The sequence below is a fragment of the Streptomyces boninensis genome (assembly GCF_048572725.1).
GTDB classification, from domain to species: domain Bacteria; phylum Actinomycetota; class Actinomycetes; order Streptomycetales; family Streptomycetaceae; genus Streptomyces; species Streptomyces boninensis.
Window position 1 is genome coordinate 1,342,327 of record NZ_CP183837.1, and the last position, 16,727, is coordinate 1,359,053.

At 71.7% G+C, this 16,727-nt stretch carries 21 protein-coding genes and 6 tRNA genes; 10 read left to right on the plus strand and 17 right to left on the minus strand.

Annotated elements, in window-relative coordinates; all coding sequences use genetic code 11:
* The first annotated feature begins 149 nt into the window (after positions 1-149).
* Entirely contained in the window at positions 150-878 is a 729-nt protein-coding gene (locus tag ACNNMR_RS05990) for an exonuclease domain-containing protein (RefSeq protein ID WP_420000272.1), read from the plus strand.
* A 49-nt stretch (positions 879-927) separates the two neighbouring features.
* Here ACNNMR_RS05990 and ACNNMR_RS05995 read toward each other — a convergent pair.
* The 4 genes from ACNNMR_RS05995 to ACNNMR_RS06010 form a co-directional block, all read right to left on the minus strand.
* Positions 928-999 (minus strand) — tRNA-Val (locus ACNNMR_RS05995).
* Between the two features lie 38 nt (positions 1,000-1,037).
* On the minus strand, positions 1,038-1,508 hold the full coding sequence (locus tag ACNNMR_RS06000; RefSeq protein WP_419993471.1) for an SRPBCC family protein: 471 nt from the start codon (positions 1,506-1,508) through the stop codon (positions 1,038-1,040).
* A gap of 1 nt (position 1,509) precedes the next feature.
* Positions 1,510-1,581 (minus strand) — tRNA-Val (locus tag ACNNMR_RS06005).
* Between the two features lie 49 nt (positions 1,582-1,630).
* Complete coding sequence (locus ACNNMR_RS06010; protein ID WP_419993472.1) at positions 1,631-2,104, minus strand: TIGR02611 family protein; 474 nt, start codon at positions 2,102-2,104, stop codon at positions 1,631-1,633.
* A gap of 190 nt (positions 2,105-2,294) precedes the next feature.
* On the opposite strand from ACNNMR_RS06010, the gene ACNNMR_RS06015 reads away from it, so the two are divergent.
* Positions 2,295-2,708, plus strand: a complete 414-nt coding sequence (locus ACNNMR_RS06015; protein ID WP_003959770.1) for an SsgA family sporulation/cell division regulator — start codon at positions 2,295-2,297, stop codon at positions 2,706-2,708.
* 167 nt (positions 2,709-2,875) lie between these two features.
* On the plus strand, positions 2,876-3,442 hold the full coding sequence (locus ACNNMR_RS06020) for a CGNR zinc finger domain-containing protein (protein WP_419993473.1): 567 nt from the start codon (positions 2,876-2,878) through the stop codon (positions 3,440-3,442).
* Here ACNNMR_RS06020 and ACNNMR_RS06025 read toward each other — a convergent pair.
* The gene (locus ACNNMR_RS06025; protein ID WP_419993474.1) at positions 3,429-3,575 is read right to left on the minus strand and encodes a hypothetical protein; all 147 of its coding nucleotides are present in this window, start codon (positions 3,573-3,575) and stop codon (positions 3,429-3,431) included. The two genes, ACNNMR_RS06020 and ACNNMR_RS06025, sit on opposite strands and share 14 nt — an antisense overlap.
* 69 nt (positions 3,576-3,644) lie before the next feature.
* A complete protein-coding gene (locus ACNNMR_RS06030) occupies positions 3,645-4,115 on the minus strand; it encodes a hypothetical protein (protein WP_419993475.1) in 471 nt (156 codons plus the stop codon).
* Positions 4,116-4,227: 112 nt separating this feature from the next.
* Here ACNNMR_RS06030 and ACNNMR_RS06035 point away from each other — a divergent pair, with 112 nt between their 5' ends.
* On the plus strand, positions 4,228-4,743 hold the full coding sequence (locus ACNNMR_RS06035) for a DsbA family protein (RefSeq protein WP_419993476.1): 516 nt from the start codon (positions 4,228-4,230) through the stop codon (positions 4,741-4,743).
* Between the two features lie 4 nt (positions 4,744-4,747).
* Here the strand turns inward: ACNNMR_RS06035 and ACNNMR_RS06040 are convergent, their stop codons facing one another.
* Genes ACNNMR_RS06040 through ACNNMR_RS06050 form a run of 3 tightly spaced genes read right to left on the minus strand, consistent with a single transcriptional unit; the run spans position 4,748 to position 7,516 of the window.
* The gene (locus ACNNMR_RS06040; RefSeq protein ID WP_419993477.1) at positions 4,748-5,584 is read right to left on the minus strand and encodes a GNAT family N-acetyltransferase; all 837 of its coding nucleotides are present in this window, start codon (positions 5,582-5,584) and stop codon (positions 4,748-4,750) included.
* A gap of 49 nt (positions 5,585-5,633) precedes the next feature.
* The gene (locus ACNNMR_RS06045; RefSeq protein ID WP_419993478.1) at positions 5,634-6,455 is read right to left on the minus strand and encodes an aminotransferase class IV; all 822 of its coding nucleotides are present in this window, start codon (positions 6,453-6,455) and stop codon (positions 5,634-5,636) included.
* Positions 6,452-7,516, minus strand: coding sequence for a chorismate-binding protein (locus ACNNMR_RS06050; RefSeq protein WP_419993479.1), 1,065 nt, complete (start codon positions 7,514-7,516; stop codon positions 6,452-6,454). Before ACNNMR_RS06050 ends, ACNNMR_RS06045 begins: the two co-directional genes overlap by 4 nt.
* Before the next feature lie 106 nt (positions 7,517-7,622).
* Between ACNNMR_RS06050 and ACNNMR_RS06055 the strand changes: the two genes are divergently transcribed.
* From ACNNMR_RS06055 to ACNNMR_RS06065, 3 genes are all read left to right on the plus strand, one after another.
* Positions 7,623-7,695: transfer RNA gene (locus ACNNMR_RS06055), tRNA-Gly, on the plus strand.
* A 28-nt stretch (positions 7,696-7,723) separates the two neighbouring features.
* Positions 7,724-7,794: transfer RNA gene (locus ACNNMR_RS06060), tRNA-Cys, on the plus strand.
* Positions 7,795-7,797: 3 nt separating this feature from the next.
* Positions 7,798-7,869: transfer RNA gene (locus tag ACNNMR_RS06065), tRNA-Val, on the plus strand.
* 42 nt (positions 7,870-7,911) lie between these two features.
* On the opposite strand, the gene ACNNMR_RS06070 is transcribed toward ACNNMR_RS06065, so the two are convergent.
* Positions 7,912-8,637 carry a class E sortase gene (locus tag ACNNMR_RS06070; RefSeq protein WP_419993480.1) on the minus strand — a complete coding sequence of 242 codons (726 nt, stop codon included), beginning with the start codon at positions 8,635-8,637 and terminating at the stop codon, positions 7,912-7,914.
* Between the two features lie 542 nt (positions 8,638-9,179).
* On the opposite strand from ACNNMR_RS06070, the gene ACNNMR_RS06075 reads away from it, so the two are divergent.
* On the plus strand, positions 9,180-9,689 hold the full coding sequence (locus ACNNMR_RS06075) for an N-acetyltransferase family protein (RefSeq protein WP_419993481.1): 510 nt from the start codon (positions 9,180-9,182) through the stop codon (positions 9,687-9,689).
* A 78-nt stretch (positions 9,690-9,767) separates the two neighbouring features.
* A tRNA-Val gene (locus tag ACNNMR_RS06080) sits at positions 9,768-9,842 on the plus strand.
* A 55-nt stretch (positions 9,843-9,897) separates the two neighbouring features.
* On the opposite strand, the gene ACNNMR_RS06085 is transcribed toward ACNNMR_RS06080, so the two are convergent.
* From ACNNMR_RS06085 to ACNNMR_RS06100, 4 genes are all read right to left on the minus strand, one after another.
* Positions 9,898-10,188 (minus strand): zf-TFIIB domain-containing protein, encoded by a 291-nt coding sequence (locus tag ACNNMR_RS06085; protein ID WP_419993482.1) that lies wholly within the window; start codon positions 10,186-10,188, stop codon positions 9,898-9,900.
* Between the two features lie 45 nt (positions 10,189-10,233).
* A complete protein-coding gene (locus tag ACNNMR_RS06090) occupies positions 10,234-11,148 on the minus strand; it encodes a phosphotransferase family protein (protein ID WP_419993483.1) in 915 nt (304 codons plus the stop codon).
* 267 nt (positions 11,149-11,415) lie between these two features.
* Positions 11,416-11,643, minus strand: a complete 228-nt coding sequence (locus ACNNMR_RS06095) for a hypothetical protein (protein ID WP_419993484.1) — start codon at positions 11,641-11,643, stop codon at positions 11,416-11,418.
* A gap of 187 nt (positions 11,644-11,830) precedes the next feature.
* Positions 11,831-12,088, minus strand: coding sequence for a hypothetical protein (locus ACNNMR_RS06100; RefSeq protein WP_419993485.1), 258 nt, complete (start codon positions 12,086-12,088; stop codon positions 11,831-11,833).
* A 197-nt stretch (positions 12,089-12,285) separates the two neighbouring features.
* Here ACNNMR_RS06100 and ACNNMR_RS06105 point away from each other — a divergent pair, with 197 nt between their 5' ends.
* Positions 12,286-13,554, plus strand: a complete 1,269-nt coding sequence (locus tag ACNNMR_RS06105) for a protein kinase domain-containing protein (RefSeq protein WP_419993486.1) — start codon at positions 12,286-12,288, stop codon at positions 13,552-13,554.
* Positions 13,555-13,606: 52 nt separating this feature from the next.
* Here ACNNMR_RS06105 and ACNNMR_RS06110 read toward each other — a convergent pair whose 3' ends face one another.
* The 3 genes from ACNNMR_RS06110 to cobA form a co-directional block, all read right to left on the minus strand.
* Positions 13,607-14,407, minus strand: a complete 801-nt coding sequence (locus tag ACNNMR_RS06110) for an SH3 domain-containing protein (protein ID WP_419993487.1) — start codon at positions 14,405-14,407, stop codon at positions 13,607-13,609.
* Positions 14,408-14,553: 146 nt separating this feature from the next.
* A complete protein-coding gene (locus ACNNMR_RS06115) occupies positions 14,554-15,363 on the minus strand; it encodes a TrmH family RNA methyltransferase (protein ID WP_419993488.1) in 810 nt (269 codons plus the stop codon).
* Positions 15,364-15,417: 54 nt separating this feature from the next.
* A complete protein-coding gene (gene cobA, locus ACNNMR_RS06120; RefSeq protein ID WP_419993489.1) occupies positions 15,418-16,644 on the minus strand; it encodes a uroporphyrinogen-III C-methyltransferase in 1,227 nt (408 codons plus the stop codon).
* Positions 16,645-16,727 lie beyond the last annotated feature (83 nt).

The following is a 16,727-nucleotide window of genomic DNA, read 5'->3' on the forward strand; positions in this document are numbered from 1 at the left end:
TTCGAACAACTCTCCACTGAGGTTGTGACCCCGCCAACTCCTGCTCAAACAGCACTCGTTCACGGAGCGTACTCGTGGGGTATCACAAAGTGGTACGGACACGAACCCATCAACTCGCTTATGAACACAGGGAGTCCACCGTGCAGAAGATCGCACTCTGGCACGAGGGCGCACTCGCAGCATTCGACACCGAAACCACGGGCATAGACGTCGAGAACGACCGCATCGTGTCCGCCGCGCTCGTCGTGCAGACCCACGCCAACGCCGCGCCGCGCACCACGTCCTGGCTGGTCTCGCCGGGCGTCGAGGTGCCGAGCGCCGCCACCGCGATACACGGCCTGTCCAACCTCCATCTGCAGCAGTTCGGCCGCTGGCCGGCGCCGGTGATGGAGGAGGTCGGCCGGGCGCTGGCCGCGCAGTGCGCGGCGGGGGTGCCGCTGGTCATCATGAACGCGCCGTTCGACCTGACCATCCTCGACCGCGAACTGCGCCGCCATCGCGCCTCGTCGCTCGGCTCGTACCTGGGCTCGGCCCCGCTGTGCGTCCTCGACCCGTACGTCATGGACAAGCACCTGGACCGCTACCGCAAGGGCCGCCGCACGCTGGGCGACCTGTGCGGGCAGTACGGGGTGGAGCTGTCCGAGGCGCACGAGGCGGCGGCGGACGCCCGGGCGGCGCTGCAGCTGGTGCGGGCGATCGGCCGCCAGTACACGGAGCGGCTCGGCGAGATGACGGCGGCGGAACTGCACACCCGGCAGGCGATCTGGCACGCGGCACAGGCCCGCGGCCTGCAGTCGTGGTTCACCCGGACCGGCTCGACGGAGACCTGCGATCCGGCGTGGCCGGTGCGTACCGGCGGCCTGGCGGACGCGGCGTAAACGACGCTCTGAACAGCAAAAAGGGCCCTCGCGGGCCCTCTGCTACGGGTGGGCGATACTGGGTTCGAACCAGTGACCTCTTCGGTGTGAACGAAGCGCTCTCCCACTGAGCTAATCGCCCGCAGCGACGTGAACAATACAGGTCCGGAGGCCTGCGGTTCAAACCCGATTCCGCAGCCCGCGCCGCCCACCCCGCATCATCCACGCGTGATTGGCCCGCAGCAGCGGCCGCGCGGGCACCGCCAGCCACCGCAACAGCCGCTTGTGCACGACCACTTCCTGCTCGAAGACCACCCGCGTACGCGGCCCGTCCGGCCCGACGGTGAACCGCGCCCACCCCTCCAGATCCCCGCTCATATCGATCTGCAGCACCCCGGCCACCGGATCATTCCGCGCCTCCCGCGCACCCACGCGCAAGGTGTACGGCAGCAAGGACCGAAAGGCCGCCGTCCCCGAGCTCGTATCGATCCGCCGCACCTCGAGCACCTGCGGCCACCAGGCCGGGTACTCCTCGGCCCGCGCCAGCACCTCGTACACGGCCTCGCCCGGGGCCCCGACGACCCACACACTCCGGAACCGGTACCGATGCAGCGAGGGGCGCCGGCCTGAGCCGACGCCCCTCGTTTTCATGTGCGCGATGCTGGGTTCGAACCAGCGACCTCTTCGGTGTGAACGAAGCGCTCTCCCACTGAGCTAATCGCGCGGGTGCGGGCCCAACATTACCGCATGTCAGGCCGTGCTTACGCCGACGGTCAGCGGTCGATGTTCCACGGCATCTCAAAGCCGTACTTCGACAGGTACGCCAGCAGCAGCACCGCGCAGATCGTCACCCCGACCGATGTCAGGATGATGTTCCGCCGCCGCACCGCCGGATCGAGCGCCTTCTGCGCCGCCTCCGTGACCTTCCGCTTCGTCCAGCGCAGCACCAGGCGCGCCCACACGAACTCGGTCGCCCAGATCGCCATGCCGCCGAAGATCACGACCCAGCCGGGCCCCGGCAGCGGCAGCATGATGATCCCCGCGACCACCACGGCCAGGCCCACCACGAAGACCCCGACCTGCCAGCTGAGGTGCAGCGCCCGGCGGGACTGCACGAACTGCGGCGCCCGCGAGATCCGCTCGTCCTTCTGTTTCACCCCACCGGAGTCAAGGTCCCCCTCCGACACCGCGCCATCGGCCGCGCCTCCCCTACCGGAACCTATGTCTCCGTTACTCTCCGCATTCATGCAGCCCAAACTACCCGACCCGGGAAGTTCACCGGAATGGCCCAATGGCACAGACCACCACTAGGCCATACGAAGGCCCTGAATCATCACAAAACCGTCAGAGGGGTTTACAACCCCCCGGTAGGTGGCATGTCGACTTCGCCGACGTGCGAATCCCCGAGCGCACACTGAGCGAAAGGCCCTGGCGCTTATGAACACCACGGTCAGCTGTGAGCTGCACCTGCGCCTCGTTGTGTCGAGCGAGTCATCCCTGCCTGTCCCCGCCGGTCTGCGATACGACACCGCCGACCCCTACGCCGTCCACGCCACCTTCCACACCGGAGCCGAGGAAACGGTCGAATGGGTGTTCGCCCGCGATCTCCTCGCCGAGGGGCTGCACCGCCCCACGGGCACCGGTGACGTGAGGGTCTGGCCGTCCCGCAGCCACGGTCAGGGCGTCGTCTGCATCGCCCTGAGCAGCCCGGAGGGCGAGGCGCTGCTGGAAGCGCCCGCACGCGCGCTGGAGTCGTTCCTGAAGCGAACAGACGCCGCCGTGCCGCCGGGCACCGAACACCGGCACTTCGACCTCGACACCGAGCTCTCCCACATCCTCGCGGAGAGCTGAGGCGCGGGCCGCGCCGTCCGAACTCGGGGCGACGGCGCGGTTACGGACAACCGAATACCGCGGCACACGGCGCCGCCTTCATGGCGGATACGCCACGGTGACGGCGCCGTGCTGCCGTAGGCTCGTACCCACTGGCGACCCGAACCGGCCCAGGGGGAGCGAAACCCGTGCTGATCAACCACGACACCAGGCTGTCCCTGGAGATCGTCACGGATCTGCTCAACGCACCGCTGGACGGCCTGACCCAGCTGCGCGGCTTCGTCACGCGGCATGACATCAGCGGCGCCCGCTCCCTGGACGAGGCGGATCTCACCGCCGTACGGGCCGTGCGCGATCGCTTCGAGCAGGTCTTCGCCGCCGCGGACACCCGCGCCGCGGCCGCGCTGGTCAACGACCTCGTGGCGAGCGCCGGCACCACGCCGCAGCTCACCGACCACGACGGCTATGACTGGCACGTCCACTATTTCGCCCCCGGCGCCACGCTCGCCGAGCACCTGGCGGCGGACGGCGGCATGGCGCTGGCGTTCCTGGTCGCCGACGGGGAGCACCAGCGGCTGCGCCGGTGCACGGCGCCGGACTGCGGCCTCGCCTTCGTGGACCTGTCCCGTAACCGCTCCCGCCGCTATTGCTCCAGCCGCACCTGCGGCAACCGTCTGCACGTCGCCGCGTACCGGGCCCGGCGGCGGGAGGCCGAGCGGCCGGAGGCCGGCGTCACCGGCGTCACCACGGAATGAGGTCGTGCAGCGCGGTCAGGAAGATCAGCCCGCCGACTACGGTCAGGAACAGCATCAGCGGCGGCTGGGACAGGGCGAAGAGGCAGCCCCGCTCGGAGTGCGGCGCGGGGGCGGCGTTGGGTTCTGTGCTCATGACGGGGCCGATGATGGCGCAGCCGGGGCCGCGCCATCAGTCAACACGCCCACGATCGTGGGCAGTCCACTAGATCCCGTGTTTCTTGAGGATCGCCTCGATATCGGAGAAGTCCTCGCCGGAGCCGGATCCCGCGGCCGAGCTCTTGCCGGCCGGCTTCGCCGCGGGCGCGATCGCCGGGGCCGAGGCGCCCGGCTCGGCGGCGGGCCGGCGCGCCGCGGCCTTCGCGGCCTTGCGTTCCTTACGGGTCGGGGCCCGGCCGCTCGCGATGCGGGCGATCACCCACAGCACCACGGCAATCGCGAGCACGCCGAAGCCCGCCCAGACCGTCGGCTTGAAGACCAGGTCGGTGGCCCAGTCGCCGGTCGCCTTGCCGACCTTGCCGAAGAGCTTCACCAGGCCGGCCATCGCCAGGCCGACCGGCAGCAGCGACAGGGCCGCGATCTTGGTCGCCCGCAGGAAGCGGCGACGGTAGGCCGTCAGCAGGGCGATGGCCAGGCCCGCTGCGGACAGAGCGGCACACACGGTCGTGGTGAACATGTCTCCATCCTGCACCCGCGAGGGTCCGGCCTGCCATGGTCTATCCCGGTCTCAGGGACATGTCGGGGTCACGGGTCCTACCCAGGTGCCAGTCGATGACAGACTTGCGGCCATGAGCGACCCCGCTATCACCCCCGTAACCCTGGACGTCTGGTGCGAGCTGCAGTGTCCCGACTGCCGCACGGCGCTCGCCGATCTGCGCGCCCTGCGCGAGCGCTATGGCGACCGGCTCGACATCCGGCTGCGCCACTTCCCGCTGGACAAGCACAAGCACGCCGTCGCCGCCGCGCAGGCGGCCGAGGAGGCCGGGGCGCAGCGCGGGGAGGCGACCGCGTGGCCGTACGTGGAGGCCGTGCTGGCGCGGGTGCAGGATCTGGCGGCGCAGGGCGAGCCGGTGCTCCTGGAGGTCGCCCGCGAGCTGGGTCTGGACGCGGACGAGATGGAGACCGCGCTGGTGGACGGCCGGCACTTCCTCGCCGTGGACGCGGACGAGGCCGAGGGCCGGGCGGTGGGCGTCAAGGGCACGCCGACGTACGAGATCGGCGGGAAGATCCTGGACGGCAGCAAGGACCAGACGGGGCTGCGGGCGCGGATCGAGGAGATCGCGGACGGGCTGCTGGCCGGTTGAGCCGCTAGAGCAGGGGCTTGTACAGGTGCCGGAAGGTCGGCTCGTAGCCGAGTGACTGGTAGAGGTTCAGCGCCGGGAGGTTGCCGGAGAAGACGTTGAGGGCGAGGCGGTCGGCGCCGGTGGCCAGCGCCACCCGCTCGGCCAGCAGCATCAGCGTGCGGCCGTGGCCGCGGCCGCGGTGGCCCTCCTTGACCTCCACGTCGTAGACCCAGGGGACGGCCGGGTCGTGCGAGGTGGCCGGGTCGATCCAGAGGATGCCGACGGGAGTCCCGGCGTGCTCCAGCACGCCCATGTAGATGCCCGGGGTGTCGAGGCCGTCCGGCAGCGCCTCCGCATTGCCGCGCTCGGCCTTCGCGCGCGCCTCGGCCTCCGGCACGCCGCGCTCGCTCCACTCCCGCGCGAACTCCGCCACCGCGTGGGCCGCCCAGATGTCGTACTCCGCCCCGGTCATCGGGCGGGAGTAGGACCCCTCCGGGAGGTCCGGGGGTGTGGCCGGCAGCTGCTTGATCATGTTGCGGCTGCGCTCGATATAGCCGAGCGCGCCGGCCAGTCCCAGGCCCGCCCCCGCGGCTGCCGGCACGGAGATCTCGATGCGTCCGCAGCCCCAGCCGCGCAGCACCTCCTCCGCCGCGAGCGCGGCCACCGTGCCGCGGCCGCGGCGGCGGTCGGGCTCGTCGATGCGCAGGTCCTCGATGCGCCCTGCGGAGGGGCCGAAGACGGGGTGGGTGGCGAGCGCGAGGGCGCCCACCGGGCGGCCGTTGACGCACACCTCGTACGATCTGCGCCGCACCCCGCCGTCCTCGCGGGTCTCCGGCCCGGCGGGCCGCAGCGTCGTCGTCATGGCTCCCCCTCGCTCGTGAGCGGCTCCCTCGGAGCGCTTGTTGCGGATCCTACGGATCGATGTCCGCCGCGGACCGCTCGTCGAAGACGCGCATCGCCTTGGCGGTCACCGGCCCCGCCAGGCCCGGGAGTTCGCGGTCGTCGACGCGGTGCACGGCCTGGATGTCGCGCAGCGACGAGGTCAGGAAGACCTCCTCGGCCTCGCGCAGGGCCGACAGCGGCAGGTCGGTCTCGCGCGCGCCGGTCCACTCCACGACCAGCTGCCGGGTGATCCCGGCGAGGCAGCCGGAGGCCAGCGGCGGGGTGTGCAGCGCGCCGTCGAGGACGACGAAGACATTGGAGCCGGTGCCCTCGCAGAGCCGGCCGGCGGTGTTCGCGAAGAGCGCCTCGGTGGCGCCGGCCTGGTGGGCGCGGGCGAGGGCGACGACGTTCTCCGCGTACGACGTCGTCTTCAGGCCGGTCAGGGCGCCGTTTTCGTTACGGGTCCAGGGCACGGTCACGGCGGCCGTCGTGTCGGGGCGGCGCTTGGCCGCGCCGAGGGCGATGACCAGGGTGGGTCCGGTGTCGCCGCGGTCGGAGCCGAGCGGGGACAGGCCGCCCGTGTACGTGATGCGGAGACGGCCGAGCGGCATCGGGTTCGCCTCGAGCACGGCGGCGCAGCCGCGCCGTACCTCGTCCAGGTCGGGCGCGGGCAGGCCGAGCCCGGCCGCCGAGCGGGACAGCCGGTCGAGGTGCCGGGTCAGGGCGAAGGGGCGTCCGTCGGTCGCCTTGACGGTCTCGAAGATGCCGTCGCCCACCGTGAGGCCGTGGTCGAAGACGGAGACACGTGCGTCGGCAGCCTCGCGCAGGGCGCCGTCGAGCCAGATCTTCATGAGTGGTGCGTTCCTCCGGTGGTCGCGTACGCCCCTGACGCTACCGCGAGCAGCCGCGACGCCTTCAACTCGGTTTCCGCCCACTCCTTCTCGGGGTCGGAGTCCCAGATGATCCCGGCGCCGGTCCCGAAGCACAGGGCGGGCCCGCCCACGGCGGCGCGATCGATCCAGAAGGTGCGGATGCCGACCGCCAGTTCGCCGGTGCCGCGGTCGGCGTCGACCCAGCCGATGCCGCCGCAGTACGGGCCGCGCGGCGCGGTCTCCAGGGCGTCGATGATGCGCAGGGCGCTCGACTTGGGAGCTCCGGTGACCGATCCGGGCGGGAAGGTGGCGTCGAAGAGCTCCGGCCAGCCGGCACCGGGGGCGAGCTCGCCGCGCACGGTGGAGACGAGGTGGACGAGCCCCGGGTGCTCCTCCACGGCGCAGAGCGCCGGGACGGTGATGGAGCCGGTGGCACAGACGCGGCCGAGGTCATTGCGGACCAGATCCACGATCATCACATTCTCCGCGCGCTCCTTCTCCCCGAAGTCGGCGGCGGTGTGGCCGGTGCCCTTGATCGGCCCGGAGCTGACGACACGCCCGTCGCGGCGCAGGAACAGCTCGGGCGAGGCGGAGGCGACCTCGACGCCGTGCGCGGGGAGCCGGACGGTGCCCGCGTACGGGGCGGGGTTGCCGCGGGCGAGGAGGCCGGTGAGGGCGTCCACGTCGGCGGCTTCGGGGTCCGGGAGGGGCGCGGTGAGCACGCGGCAGAGATTCGCCTGGTAGACGTCGCCGGCGGCGATGTGCTCGCGGATGCGGCGGACGCCGGCGATGTACGCCTCGCGGTCGAGGGAGGACCGCCAGGCGGCGGGGTCGGGGCCGCGCCAGCGGCGCGCGGTGGGGGCGGGCGGTGTGGACGCGGTCCGTACATCCCCGAAGCGCGCGCACAGCATCTTGCCCTCGAAGTCCGCGACCACCGCCCACCAGCCGCTGGAGTCCAGCGCTGCGGGGTCCGTGGTGACGTCACGGAGATCCGTGGCGGTCACGCCGCCGAAGCGGGCCAAGGGCGGGAGGTCGGGCACGCAACGAGTCTAGGACGGGTGAAACGGAATTTGAGCTGGGGACGGAATCCGCTACAGTTCATGACGTCAGCAGGGGCGCGGACAGCGCCTACTGGATCTTGACAGCGCGGACGTAGCTCAGTTGGTAGAGCGCAACCTTGCCAAGGTTGAGGTCGCCGGTTCGAACCCGGTCGTCCGCTCGAAGGGGGCCTGTCGAGCCCTCGATGTGGTGGAGTGGCCGAGAGGCGAGGCAACGGCCTGCAAAGCCGTCTACACGGGTTCAAATCCCGTCTCCACCTCACGGACGATTAGCTCAGCGGGAGAGCGCTTCCCTGACACGGAAGAGGTCACTGGTTCAATCCCAGTATCGTCCACGCAGGTCAGAGGCTGTTTCCGGGCTCCGGGAACAGCCTCTTTCACGTGCCCGGGGCCGCCCGGGTGGCGGTCAGCACGCCGATCTTGTCGATGCGATGCTCGGGGTTGCCCCTGTCGTCGCGCCAGAAGTTCCCGGCCGCGTCGTCCTCGGGCGTCAGGCACGTGGAGACGGTGATCATCGCCTGGGTGGGCCGCTCGCCGGGGCGCCCCGGGACAGCGGCCCGCTGCTCGGCGAGCGACCGCGCCGAACGGAACGAGGTGCGCCGACTGTCGGTGATCTCGTACTCATAGCGCTTCCCGCCCGCCGTCACATGAACCGGCTCCCCCTCGGCCAGCTCCGGCAGCCGGCGCAGCGGACCGCCGGCGGAGAGACGGTGGGCGGTGACGAGGTAGTTGCCGACCTGCCCTGGCCCGACGCCACCGCGTTTGCCGTACGGACTGGCGCCGTCGCCGCGATTCTGGATCCGGGTGCCCGGCCAGTCGTCGGTCGTCCCCTGGTAGGGGATGACGCGCAGGCCCTCGAGGCCGATGGCCGGGATGGTGAGCCGCGCGGTCATCGGGGCCGGTGTTGGGGCCGGGGCCGGGGGCTTGGTGGGCGACGGAGTCTCGCTGGGGGTCCCTTCCGGGCTGGCCCCAGTCGTCACCGAGCGTCGGGGCGGATCGGATTTACCAGTCGCGCCGCCGTCAGCAGTGCAGCCGAGCACCGCTGCGATGCCGACGCCGGCAAGAAAGGCGCGAAGAGCTCGCCGGATTTTCCGGTGCGCCATCTCGTGAATTGCAGCCTGAGATGGGTACACCCATCCGAAGGCGAATCCCACCGCAGCGAATAGCCCGCCACCGCCCTGCATTTCAGCCGCCGAGGGTCGGCGGGTCGACGTCAGGCGTGATGGGCCTCGGCGCCGCGAGTTGCTCAACATTCACACCCCTCCTCCTCAGACACTCTTCGGCTTCGCCAGCCAGCCATCGATAGTTCTCCCATCTGGGAAGACCGGCAGTAGAACCCAGCCACATCCATCGTCGAGAGGGCACGATTCACACTAGAACGCTCATCTTCGGTCAATCTCCCTTGCCACCCTCGCGAATATTTCTGATGAACACAGCGTCGAGCGTTCTGCAGTTCCTGAGAAATTAGATTTTCGTGCACTCTGAGCAACCGAAACTGCGATACAGCTTCCATGCGAATCTCCGCCTGTCTAGATTCAAGAGCGAATTCCCCATCAGCGCATACGCATACCGGAAGGGTGACACCTCTTCGACCAATTTGCGAGTGTTCTTCCTTCGGGAGCGGAGCTCCTCGTAGGGTCACCCTGTGAACAGCGACATCAGCGTGTACGTGGCCGGCCCGCACGACGGGGACGCGGTGGGCGAGGTCCATGCCGAGTCCTGGAAGGCTGCCTACGCGGGCTTCTTCGGGGCGGAGTTCTTTGTCGCGGCGGTCGAGCGGCGGCGTGGGCAGTGGCACGACAGGCTGGCCGAGCCCGAGACCACCGTCATGCTGGCGGCGCTCGGCGGCAAGCCGCTGGCCTTCTCTTACTTCGGGCCGTCACCGGCGGACGCCGGGTCAGCGGAGATCATCGGCTGCTACGGGCATCCGGCCGGCTGGGGCAGCGGCATCGCCGCCGCGCTCATGACCGCGACCATCGACAGGCTCCGGGAGGGCGGCTTCCGGCGCGTTCACCTCTGGACGCTGCGGGACACCCCGCAGTCCCGCCGGTTCTACGTCAAGCGCGGCTTCGCCGAGTCCGGCGCGACCCGGACCTACGACTTCGGCGACGGCACGCCGGTCGAGCAGGTCGAGTACGAGCTGAACCTGGACTGAGCGACCAGCTCAGGGCGTTGGTGATCATGGACTTGCAACGCAGGTCAGGGCATGGAAGTATTCCTTCTCGCAAGCCCCGCGCGATTAGCTCAGCGGGAGAGCGCTTCCCTGACACGGAAGAGGTCACTGGTTCAATCCCAGTATCGCGCACCACACAGGCAAGGGCCCGGGTCGATGACCCGGGCCCTTTGTCGTGTGCCGTGCTCGCTCAGGACGAGAAGAGCATGTGGCCGAAGCCCTTCTTGCGGCGACCGTGGCCGTAGTGGCCGCCATGTCCGCCGTGGCCCCACGCCGGTGCCGGTGCGGGCTGCGCGTAGCCGCCGCCGTGGGCGGCCGGGGGCGGGGGCGGGGCGGGCTGCTGCCACTGGGACTCGAGGCGGGTGAGCGACTCGAGTTCGCCGTAGTCGAGGAAGATCCCGCGGCAGCCGCTGCACTGCTCGATCTGGACCCCGTTGCGGTTGTACGTGTGCATGGGCGCACGGCACTTGGGACACTGCATGGTTTCGCCTCAACTCCCTGAGAAACCGGCGATGGTCCGGACAGCCTATGGCGTATCCCGCTCCCCTGGACCGGCGGGCATTGCGGCAATACGGACACAGCCTTCGACCAGGTCGCGCTCGATGTCGTCCGGTTCGCGCTGTGCGTGGGCCGCGCGGGCGAGGGAGAGGGCAGCGAGCTGGACGGTGAGGGCGCGGGCGGGCAGGTCGACGGCGTCCGGCCAGAGGTTGCCGGGCGGGCCGCCCGCGGCTGGGCCGCCTGCTTCTTGATACGCGTTGAGGAGCGCGCTCCAGTCCTCCGGGATGAGGAGTCCGGTCGCGTAGCAGGCCGCTGGGCGGGCCAGGTCCCAGGCGGGGTCGCCGAGGCCGAGGTCGTCTACGTCTATGAGGAGCCAGGGGCCGTCGGGCCGGGGGTGACGGACCAACTGGCCGAGGTGGAGGTCGCCGTGGCAGAGGGTGTGGGAGGGCGGGGGCGGGGCCTCGCCTCGTACCCAGGCGGGGAGAGTGGCGGCGGCTTGGAGGACGGGGGTGGCGGTCGCGCAATCCGCGGCGGCGGCGGCGCGGAGCCGCTCCAGGGCGCGGGCCACCTTCGCGGGGCCCCGCATGGGCGGCACGGGCCCCGGCAGCTCCCCGACCGGCGTCCGGTGCAGCCGGGCAAGCAGCCGCCCGGCCGCCTCCCACGGCGCGGCATCGGGGTCCTCGGGATCCACCGTCGCGCCGCGCGGCCAAGCGGTGACGATCCGCCCGTCCAGCGGTTCCTGCGGGGCGGGGAGCGGCGGGAGAAGGATGCCGCGGAGGAGGGGATGCGCGGCGATCGCCAAGCGGGCGCCCAGGTCGTGGGCGCTCGCATCCGTGCCGTGCGCCTTCACCACGACGTCGTCATCCCCCAGGACGACACCATCGGACCGGTCGGATATGACCTCCGCGGGACCACGGAGCCGTCGAGCGAGGTCTGCCTGCACGACCCAGACGATACGCGCCCGGGCCTGGCGATCACCTCGCCGGAGGCGGATCCCCCCGGCCGGAGGCCGATCGCGCCGGGCAGCGCAACTCGCACCGCGCCCGACCCGCCCCGTATCGCCCCAGCCCGCCGCACGGCGCAACGCAAAGGACCCGGGCAGCTCCCCTGCTGCCCGGGTCCTTTCCGTCCGTCCGCCGCACCCCCGTCCCCACGGGGTTGTCAGCCGGCTGTCCCCGGCCCGGGCCGCTCTCCCGGACCTAGAAGCGTGTTAGCGCCCCATAAGACCGGCCACGGACGACGCATTGGTGACGACCGCTTCCCAACCGCCGAAGACGACGGCCAGAAGGATCGCCAGGGGCAGCACCATGGCCACCGCCACCGCGGGGTGGCGTCGGCCCGACGGCTGCACGCCGAAGCCGGCGACTGCCCGGGCCCCGTGGGCCACCGTCTGCCCGGGGGTCCGGGAGCCGTGGCGCTCCGGTGTGTAGAACGTCATGCTGCTCTCCTGTCCGATTCTGGGGCGGCGGGCGTCTGACCTCGGGGGACGAGTGCTGCACCCGCCGCTTGACAACAACATTAGGCCCGGGAATCTCGTCAGACGTCATGCCCGCGTACTGAATCCCGGGCCTCCCGGAGGATGACCCCGGGCCCACTCGGCTACTCCCGTAGTTGGAGAAGAGGACCTACGTCCTGGGGACATCCCCCAGGGGTTGCTCGGACTCGTCCGCCCGCGGAACGGGGTGTTCCACCAGCGCCAGCACCCGCGTCGCCATGAATCGGGCCGTGCGCACCACGGATCCGCTGCGCGTGACCTCGCTCACCTCGACCACCCCGCGGCGCACCGACGTCTCCACCCGGCGGCCCGCCCGGGAGGCCACCATCTGGTAGGTGCGCGTCGTGTCCCCCGCGTCCACGACTATCTCCACCCGGTCTCCCTTCATCGATACTCAATCCCCCTTCTGACGCCGCGTATTGGCCTCGCCCACCCTTCCAGGATCCCACCCGGCACTGACATTCGAGCGGCGGCGCGGGCCGTACATGTGGCGCCTGTTCAGCGCGAAGCGGCGTCAAGTCCGTAAGCTGTGGGGCAGCACAACGATGGGCGAACTGGTTTGTCAGGGCAGGCAGGGGACGGTTGATGGCGATGATGCGGCTCCGGCGCGAGGATCCGCGGGCTGTCGGGTCGTTCCGCATTCATCGAAGGCTCGGCGCGGGCGGGATGGGCGTCGTCTATCTCGGCTCCGACCGGCGCGGCCAGCGGGTCGCCCTGAAGGTGATCCGGCCCGATCTGGCGGAGGACCAGGAGTTCCGGTCGCGGTTCGCCCGCGAGGTGTCCGCCGCGCGGCGGATCCGCGGCGGCTGTACGGCGCGGCTCGTCGCCGCCGATCTGGACGCCGACCGGCCGTGGTTCGCCACGCAGTATGTGCCCGGGCCCTCGCTGCACGACAAGGTGCAGGAGGAGGGCGTCCTGCCGCCGGCCCGGGTGGCCGCGATCGGCGCCGCGCTCGCCGAGGGGCTCGTCGCGGTGCATGAGGCCGGGGTCGTACACCGGGACTTGAAGCCGTCCAACATTCTGCTGTCGCCCAAGGGCCCGCGGATCATCGACTTCGGCATCGCCTGGGCCACGGGCGCGTCCACGCTCACGCACGTGGGCACGGCGGTCGGGTCGCCCGGGTTCCTCTCCCCCGAGCAGGTGCGGGGGGTCGCCGTGAAGCCGGCGAGTGACGTTTTCTCGCTGGGCGCCACGCTGGCGTACGCGGCGACCGGGGACTCGCCCTTCGGACAGGGCAGTTCGGAGGTCATGCTCTACCGCGTCGTACACGAGGAGCCGCAGCTGCACGGCGCGCCGGCCGCGCTGGCACCGCTGCTGCTGGCGTGCCTCGCGAAGGACCCGGCGGAGCGGCCCACGACCCTGCAGCTGTCGGTGCGGCTGAAGGAGATCGCGGCGCGGGAGGCGCGTGGCGCGGGCGCGGCGCCGGCGGAGAGCCGGCAGGTGCAGGCGGCCGAGATCCCGTCTCCTGCGCGCCCGACCGAGCGGCAGCCCGAGCCCTCGGTGCCGCCCTCGGCCGCGACCGGCCGGGGCACCGCGCAGCGCCCCGCGCGACCCCTACGCGGCTCCGGCACCCGCGGGCCCGCGGCCCGCGGCAGCCGTACGAGCGGCTCGCGCACCGGCGCCTCGCGCACGAACGGCGGCCGGACCGGCGGCCCGGGCACCAACAGCTCCCGCCCGCCCGCTCCCCGGGCCCCGGGCCGTAGCCCCAAGGCCGCGGCACCCGGCGCCGCCCGGCGCCAGGGCGGCGGCGCGGACAGCCGGCTGCTGCGGCAGCGGCTGATTGTGTTTGTGCTGGTGACGGTGGTGGTGGCGCTGGGGATCGCGGCCGCGCAGGGGTGCCAGGGGCCGACGTAGGCCTGCGGCCCGCGTTTTGCGTACGCGGGCCGCCGCATCCCCCTCCTGTTTCTTACTTCGAGCAGAGGGCGTAACCGGTGAAGGGGGCGTCGTCTTCGTCGGCGACGACCGACACCAGCCAGGCGCCCGGCTTGTTCTCCGTGGTGGGCATGCTGGCCGTCACCTCGTACGCCGCGCCGGCGATCGGGTCGCGGCTGTAGTGGTAGCCGCCGGAGAGCACCCGCGGGTGGCTCTCGGGGCACTTCGCCACGACCTCCTCCTCCTGGTCCTTCGTCAGCGTCACCTTCTCGGTCGCCAACTGGGTGTCCGGGATGGCGGGATTGCCCTGCGGCCCGGTGTCGCCCTTCTCGCCCTGGACGCCCTGGACGCCCTGCGGGCCCTGGGCACCCTTCTCGCCTTTGGCCCCCTTCTCTCCCTGGTCGCCCTTGTCTCCCTTGTCGCCCTGCGGGCCTTGCGCACCCGTCGCGCCCTTCTTGCCGTCCTCGCCGTCCTCGCCCGCCGGCCCGCGCGCTCCCTTGGGGCCGCGCTCTCCCGGCGGGCCGCAGGCGGGGACGGGGCTGTCGGCCGACACGTAATGCGAGGCGACATAGCCGGCGCGGCTTTCGAGCTCGTACCAGCCGCTGTTGCCGTACACGATCTCGCCGTTCGTCCGGCACTTGATCGACAGCCGCTGGCCTGCCCGGTACGTGCCGAGCCGCGCGGAGGCGGTGGTGGGCTCCGAGCGTACGGAGAGCTGGTCGGGGGCGGTGACGGTGCCGGGGGTGTCGGCATGAGCGGTGGTTGAGCCGGCGACGGTCAAGCCCATTGCGAGGGCGCTGACGATCGCCCCGGAAACGGCTCCTCGGAGCTGCATGGGGGTCCCTTTCGAGTTAGCAGTAACCCCGCCAGAGAACCCGACAAACATGCAGGTGGCGCGGGACACGCTGCCCGTCAAAGGGAGTTGTACATTTTTGAGTGAAGCGGGGGTGCCGGGCCTGACGATCTTCCGCGATCCGGCCGCTACGCCCGCCGCGTCGCGTAGAACGCCACCGCCGCGGCCGCCGCCACATTCAGCGAGTCCACGTCCCCCGCCATCGGGATCCGCACCCACTCGTCCGCCGCCCGCAGCGCGTCCGTCGTCAGTCCGTCGCCCTCGGTCCCCACCAGCAGCGCCAGCTTGTCGTAGCGGCGGGCCGCCAGCTCCTCCAGCGGGACCGACTTCTCGCTCAGGCACAGCGCCGCCGTCGTGAAGCCCGCCGCCCGCAGCGTCTCCAGGCCCTCGGGCCAGGGCGTGATACGGGTCCAGGGCACCTGGAACACCGTGCCCATCGACACCTTCACCGCGCGCCGGTAGAGGGGGTCCGCGCAGCGCGGGGTGAGCAGCACGCCGTCCACGCCGAGGGCCGCGGCGGAGCGGAAGGCGGCGCCGAGGTTCGTGTGGTCGACGATGTCCTCGAAGATGGCGAGGCGGTGGAATGGGCCGGTGGTCAGCTCCGAGAGGTCCGGCAGCGGGCGGCGCTGCATCGACGCCAGGGCGCCGCGGTGTACGTGATAGCCCGTCACCCGCTCGGCGAGCGCCGGGTCGATCGCGTAGACCGGCGCCGGGACCTCGTCGATGACATCCCGCATGACGTCGACCCACTTCGCCGACAGCAGCATCGAGCGCATCTCGTAACCCGCGAGCCTGGCGCGCCGGATCACCTTCTCGCCCTCGGCGATGAACAGGCCCTCGGCCGGTTCGCGGTGCCGCCGGAGCTCGACGTCGGTCAGGTCGGTGTAGTCGGCGAGCCGGGGGTCTTCGGGGTCGTCGATCGTGATGAGTTCGGCCACAGGGGTGATACTGCCTTCCCAGCCGCGAAGTGCCAACGAGCGCGGGGGGATCGATTACCCGTCGGTACCGCGGGCTGCGACCTCGCCGATGACGATGACGGCGGGCGGGCGGACGCCCTCGGCCCTTACCGTCTCCCCGACCGTGGCGAGGGTGGCGTCCACGCGGCGCTGGGCGGCCATGGTGCCTTCCTGGATGACGGCGACGGGGGTGTCGGCGCCGCGGCCGCCGGCCATCAGCTTGGCGGCGATGGCGCCGATGTTCTCCACGGCCATCAGCAGGACGAGGGTGCCGGTGAGGCCCGCGAGGGCCTGCCAGTCGATCAGGGAGCGCTCGTCGTCGGGCGCGACGTGCCCGCTGACCACGGTGAACTCGTGCGCCACGCCGCGGTGCGTCACCGGCACCCCGGCGGCGCCCGGGACGCTGATCGCGCTGGTGACCCCGGGGACGACGGTGCAGGCGATGCCCGCCGCGGCGAGGGCCTCGGCCTCCTCCATGCCGCGGCCGAACACGAAGGGGTCGCCGCCCTTGAGGCGGACCACCTGCTTGCCGGCCTTGGCGTGCTCGATGAGCGCGTTGTTGATGGCCTCCTGGGCCATGGCCCGGCCGTACGGGATCTTCGCCGCGTCGATCACCTCGACGTGCGGCGGGAGTTCGTCGAGGAGGTCGCGCGGGCCGAGCCGGTCGGCGATGACGACGTCGGCCTCGGCGAGGAGGCGGCGGCCGCGGACCGTGATCAGGTCGGGGTCGCCGGGGCCGCCGCCGACCAGGGCCACTCCGGGCGTACGAGCGCGATGCCGGGGCGCGACCAAAGTCCCGTCGCGAAGACCTTCGACGACAGCGTCTCGGACCGCCGCAGACCTCCGCGGGTCACGCCCTGTGAGTACGGCGACGGTGACGCCCTCGCTGCGCCCGGTCGCCGGGGTCCAGGCGGTGGCGGACTCGGCGTCGTCGCTCCGTACGCACCACACGCGCTCCCGCTCCGCCTCGGCGGACGCGGCGGCGTTGGCCTCGGCGTCGCGGGTGCAGACGAGCGCGTACCAGGCCCCGGCGAGGTCGCCGTCGCGGTACGGGCGGCGTTCCCAGGCCAGTTCGCCGGCGTCGGCCATCGCCTCGACCGACGGGGTCGCGGACGGCGAGACGAGCGTGACGTCCGCGCCGGCGGCCAGCAGCGCGGGCAGCCGGCGCTGGGCGACCTGCCCGCCGCCGAGCACGACGACGCGGCGTCCGGCGAGGCGCAGGCCGACGGGATAAGGGACGAGGTCAGGACGCTGCTCGGTCATGGCGGTGCGCGCTCTCCTGCAGAGGGGGACGAGGGTAAGCCAAACCCTATGTCTTGTGGCCCGCGAGCCCGCACCCCTACCAT

Coding starts and splice junctions, on each gene's coding strand:
- ACNNMR_RS06000 (WP_419993471.1), bottom strand. CDS start 1,508: ATGAAAACGAGGGGCGTCGGCTCAGGCCGGCGCCCCTCGCTGCATCGG.
- ACNNMR_RS06010 (WP_419993472.1), bottom strand. CDS start 2,104: ATGAATGCGGAGAGTAACGGAGACATAGGTTCCGGTAGGGGAGGCGCG.
- ACNNMR_RS06015 (WP_003959770.1), top strand. CDS start 2,295: ATGAACACCACGGTCAGCTGTGAGCTGCACCTGCGCCTCGTTGTGTCG.
- ACNNMR_RS06025 (WP_419993474.1), bottom strand. CDS start 3,575: ATGAGCACAGAACCCAACGCCGCCCCCGCGCCGCACTCCGAGCGGGGC.
- ACNNMR_RS06030 (WP_419993475.1), bottom strand. CDS start 4,115: ATGTTCACCACGACCGTGTGTGCCGCTCTGTCCGCAGCGGGCCTGGCC.
- ACNNMR_RS06035 (WP_419993476.1), top strand. CDS start 4,228: ATGAGCGACCCCGCTATCACCCCCGTAACCCTGGACGTCTGGTGCGAG.
- ACNNMR_RS06040 (WP_419993477.1), bottom strand. CDS start 5,584: ATGACGACGACGCTGCGGCCCGCCGGGCCGGAGACCCGCGAGGACGGC.
- ACNNMR_RS06045 (WP_419993478.1), bottom strand. CDS start 6,455: ATGAAGATCTGGCTCGACGGCGCCCTGCGCGAGGCTGCCGACGCACGT.
- ACNNMR_RS06070 (WP_419993480.1), bottom strand. CDS start 8,637: ATGGCGCACCGGAAAATCCGGCGAGCTCTTCGCGCCTTTCTTGCCGGC.
- ACNNMR_RS06085 (WP_419993482.1), bottom strand. CDS start 10,188: ATGCAGTGTCCCAAGTGCCGTGCGCCCATGCACACGTACAACCGCAAC.
- ACNNMR_RS06095 (WP_419993484.1), bottom strand. CDS start 11,643: ATGACGTTCTACACACCGGAGCGCCACGGCTCCCGGACCCCCGGGCAG.
- ACNNMR_RS06100 (WP_419993485.1), bottom strand. CDS start 12,088: ATGAAGGGAGACCGGGTGGAGATAGTCGTGGACGCGGGGGACACGACG.
- ACNNMR_RS06105 (WP_419993486.1), top strand. CDS start 12,286: ATGGCGATGATGCGGCTCCGGCGCGAGGATCCGCGGGCTGTCGGGTCG.
- ACNNMR_RS06110 (WP_419993487.1), bottom strand. CDS start 14,407: ATGCAGCTCCGAGGAGCCGTTTCCGGGGCGATCGTCAGCGCCCTCGCA.
- cobA (WP_419993489.1), bottom strand. CDS start 16,644: ATGACCGAGCAGCGTCCTGACCTCGTCCCTTATCCCGTCGGCCTGCGC.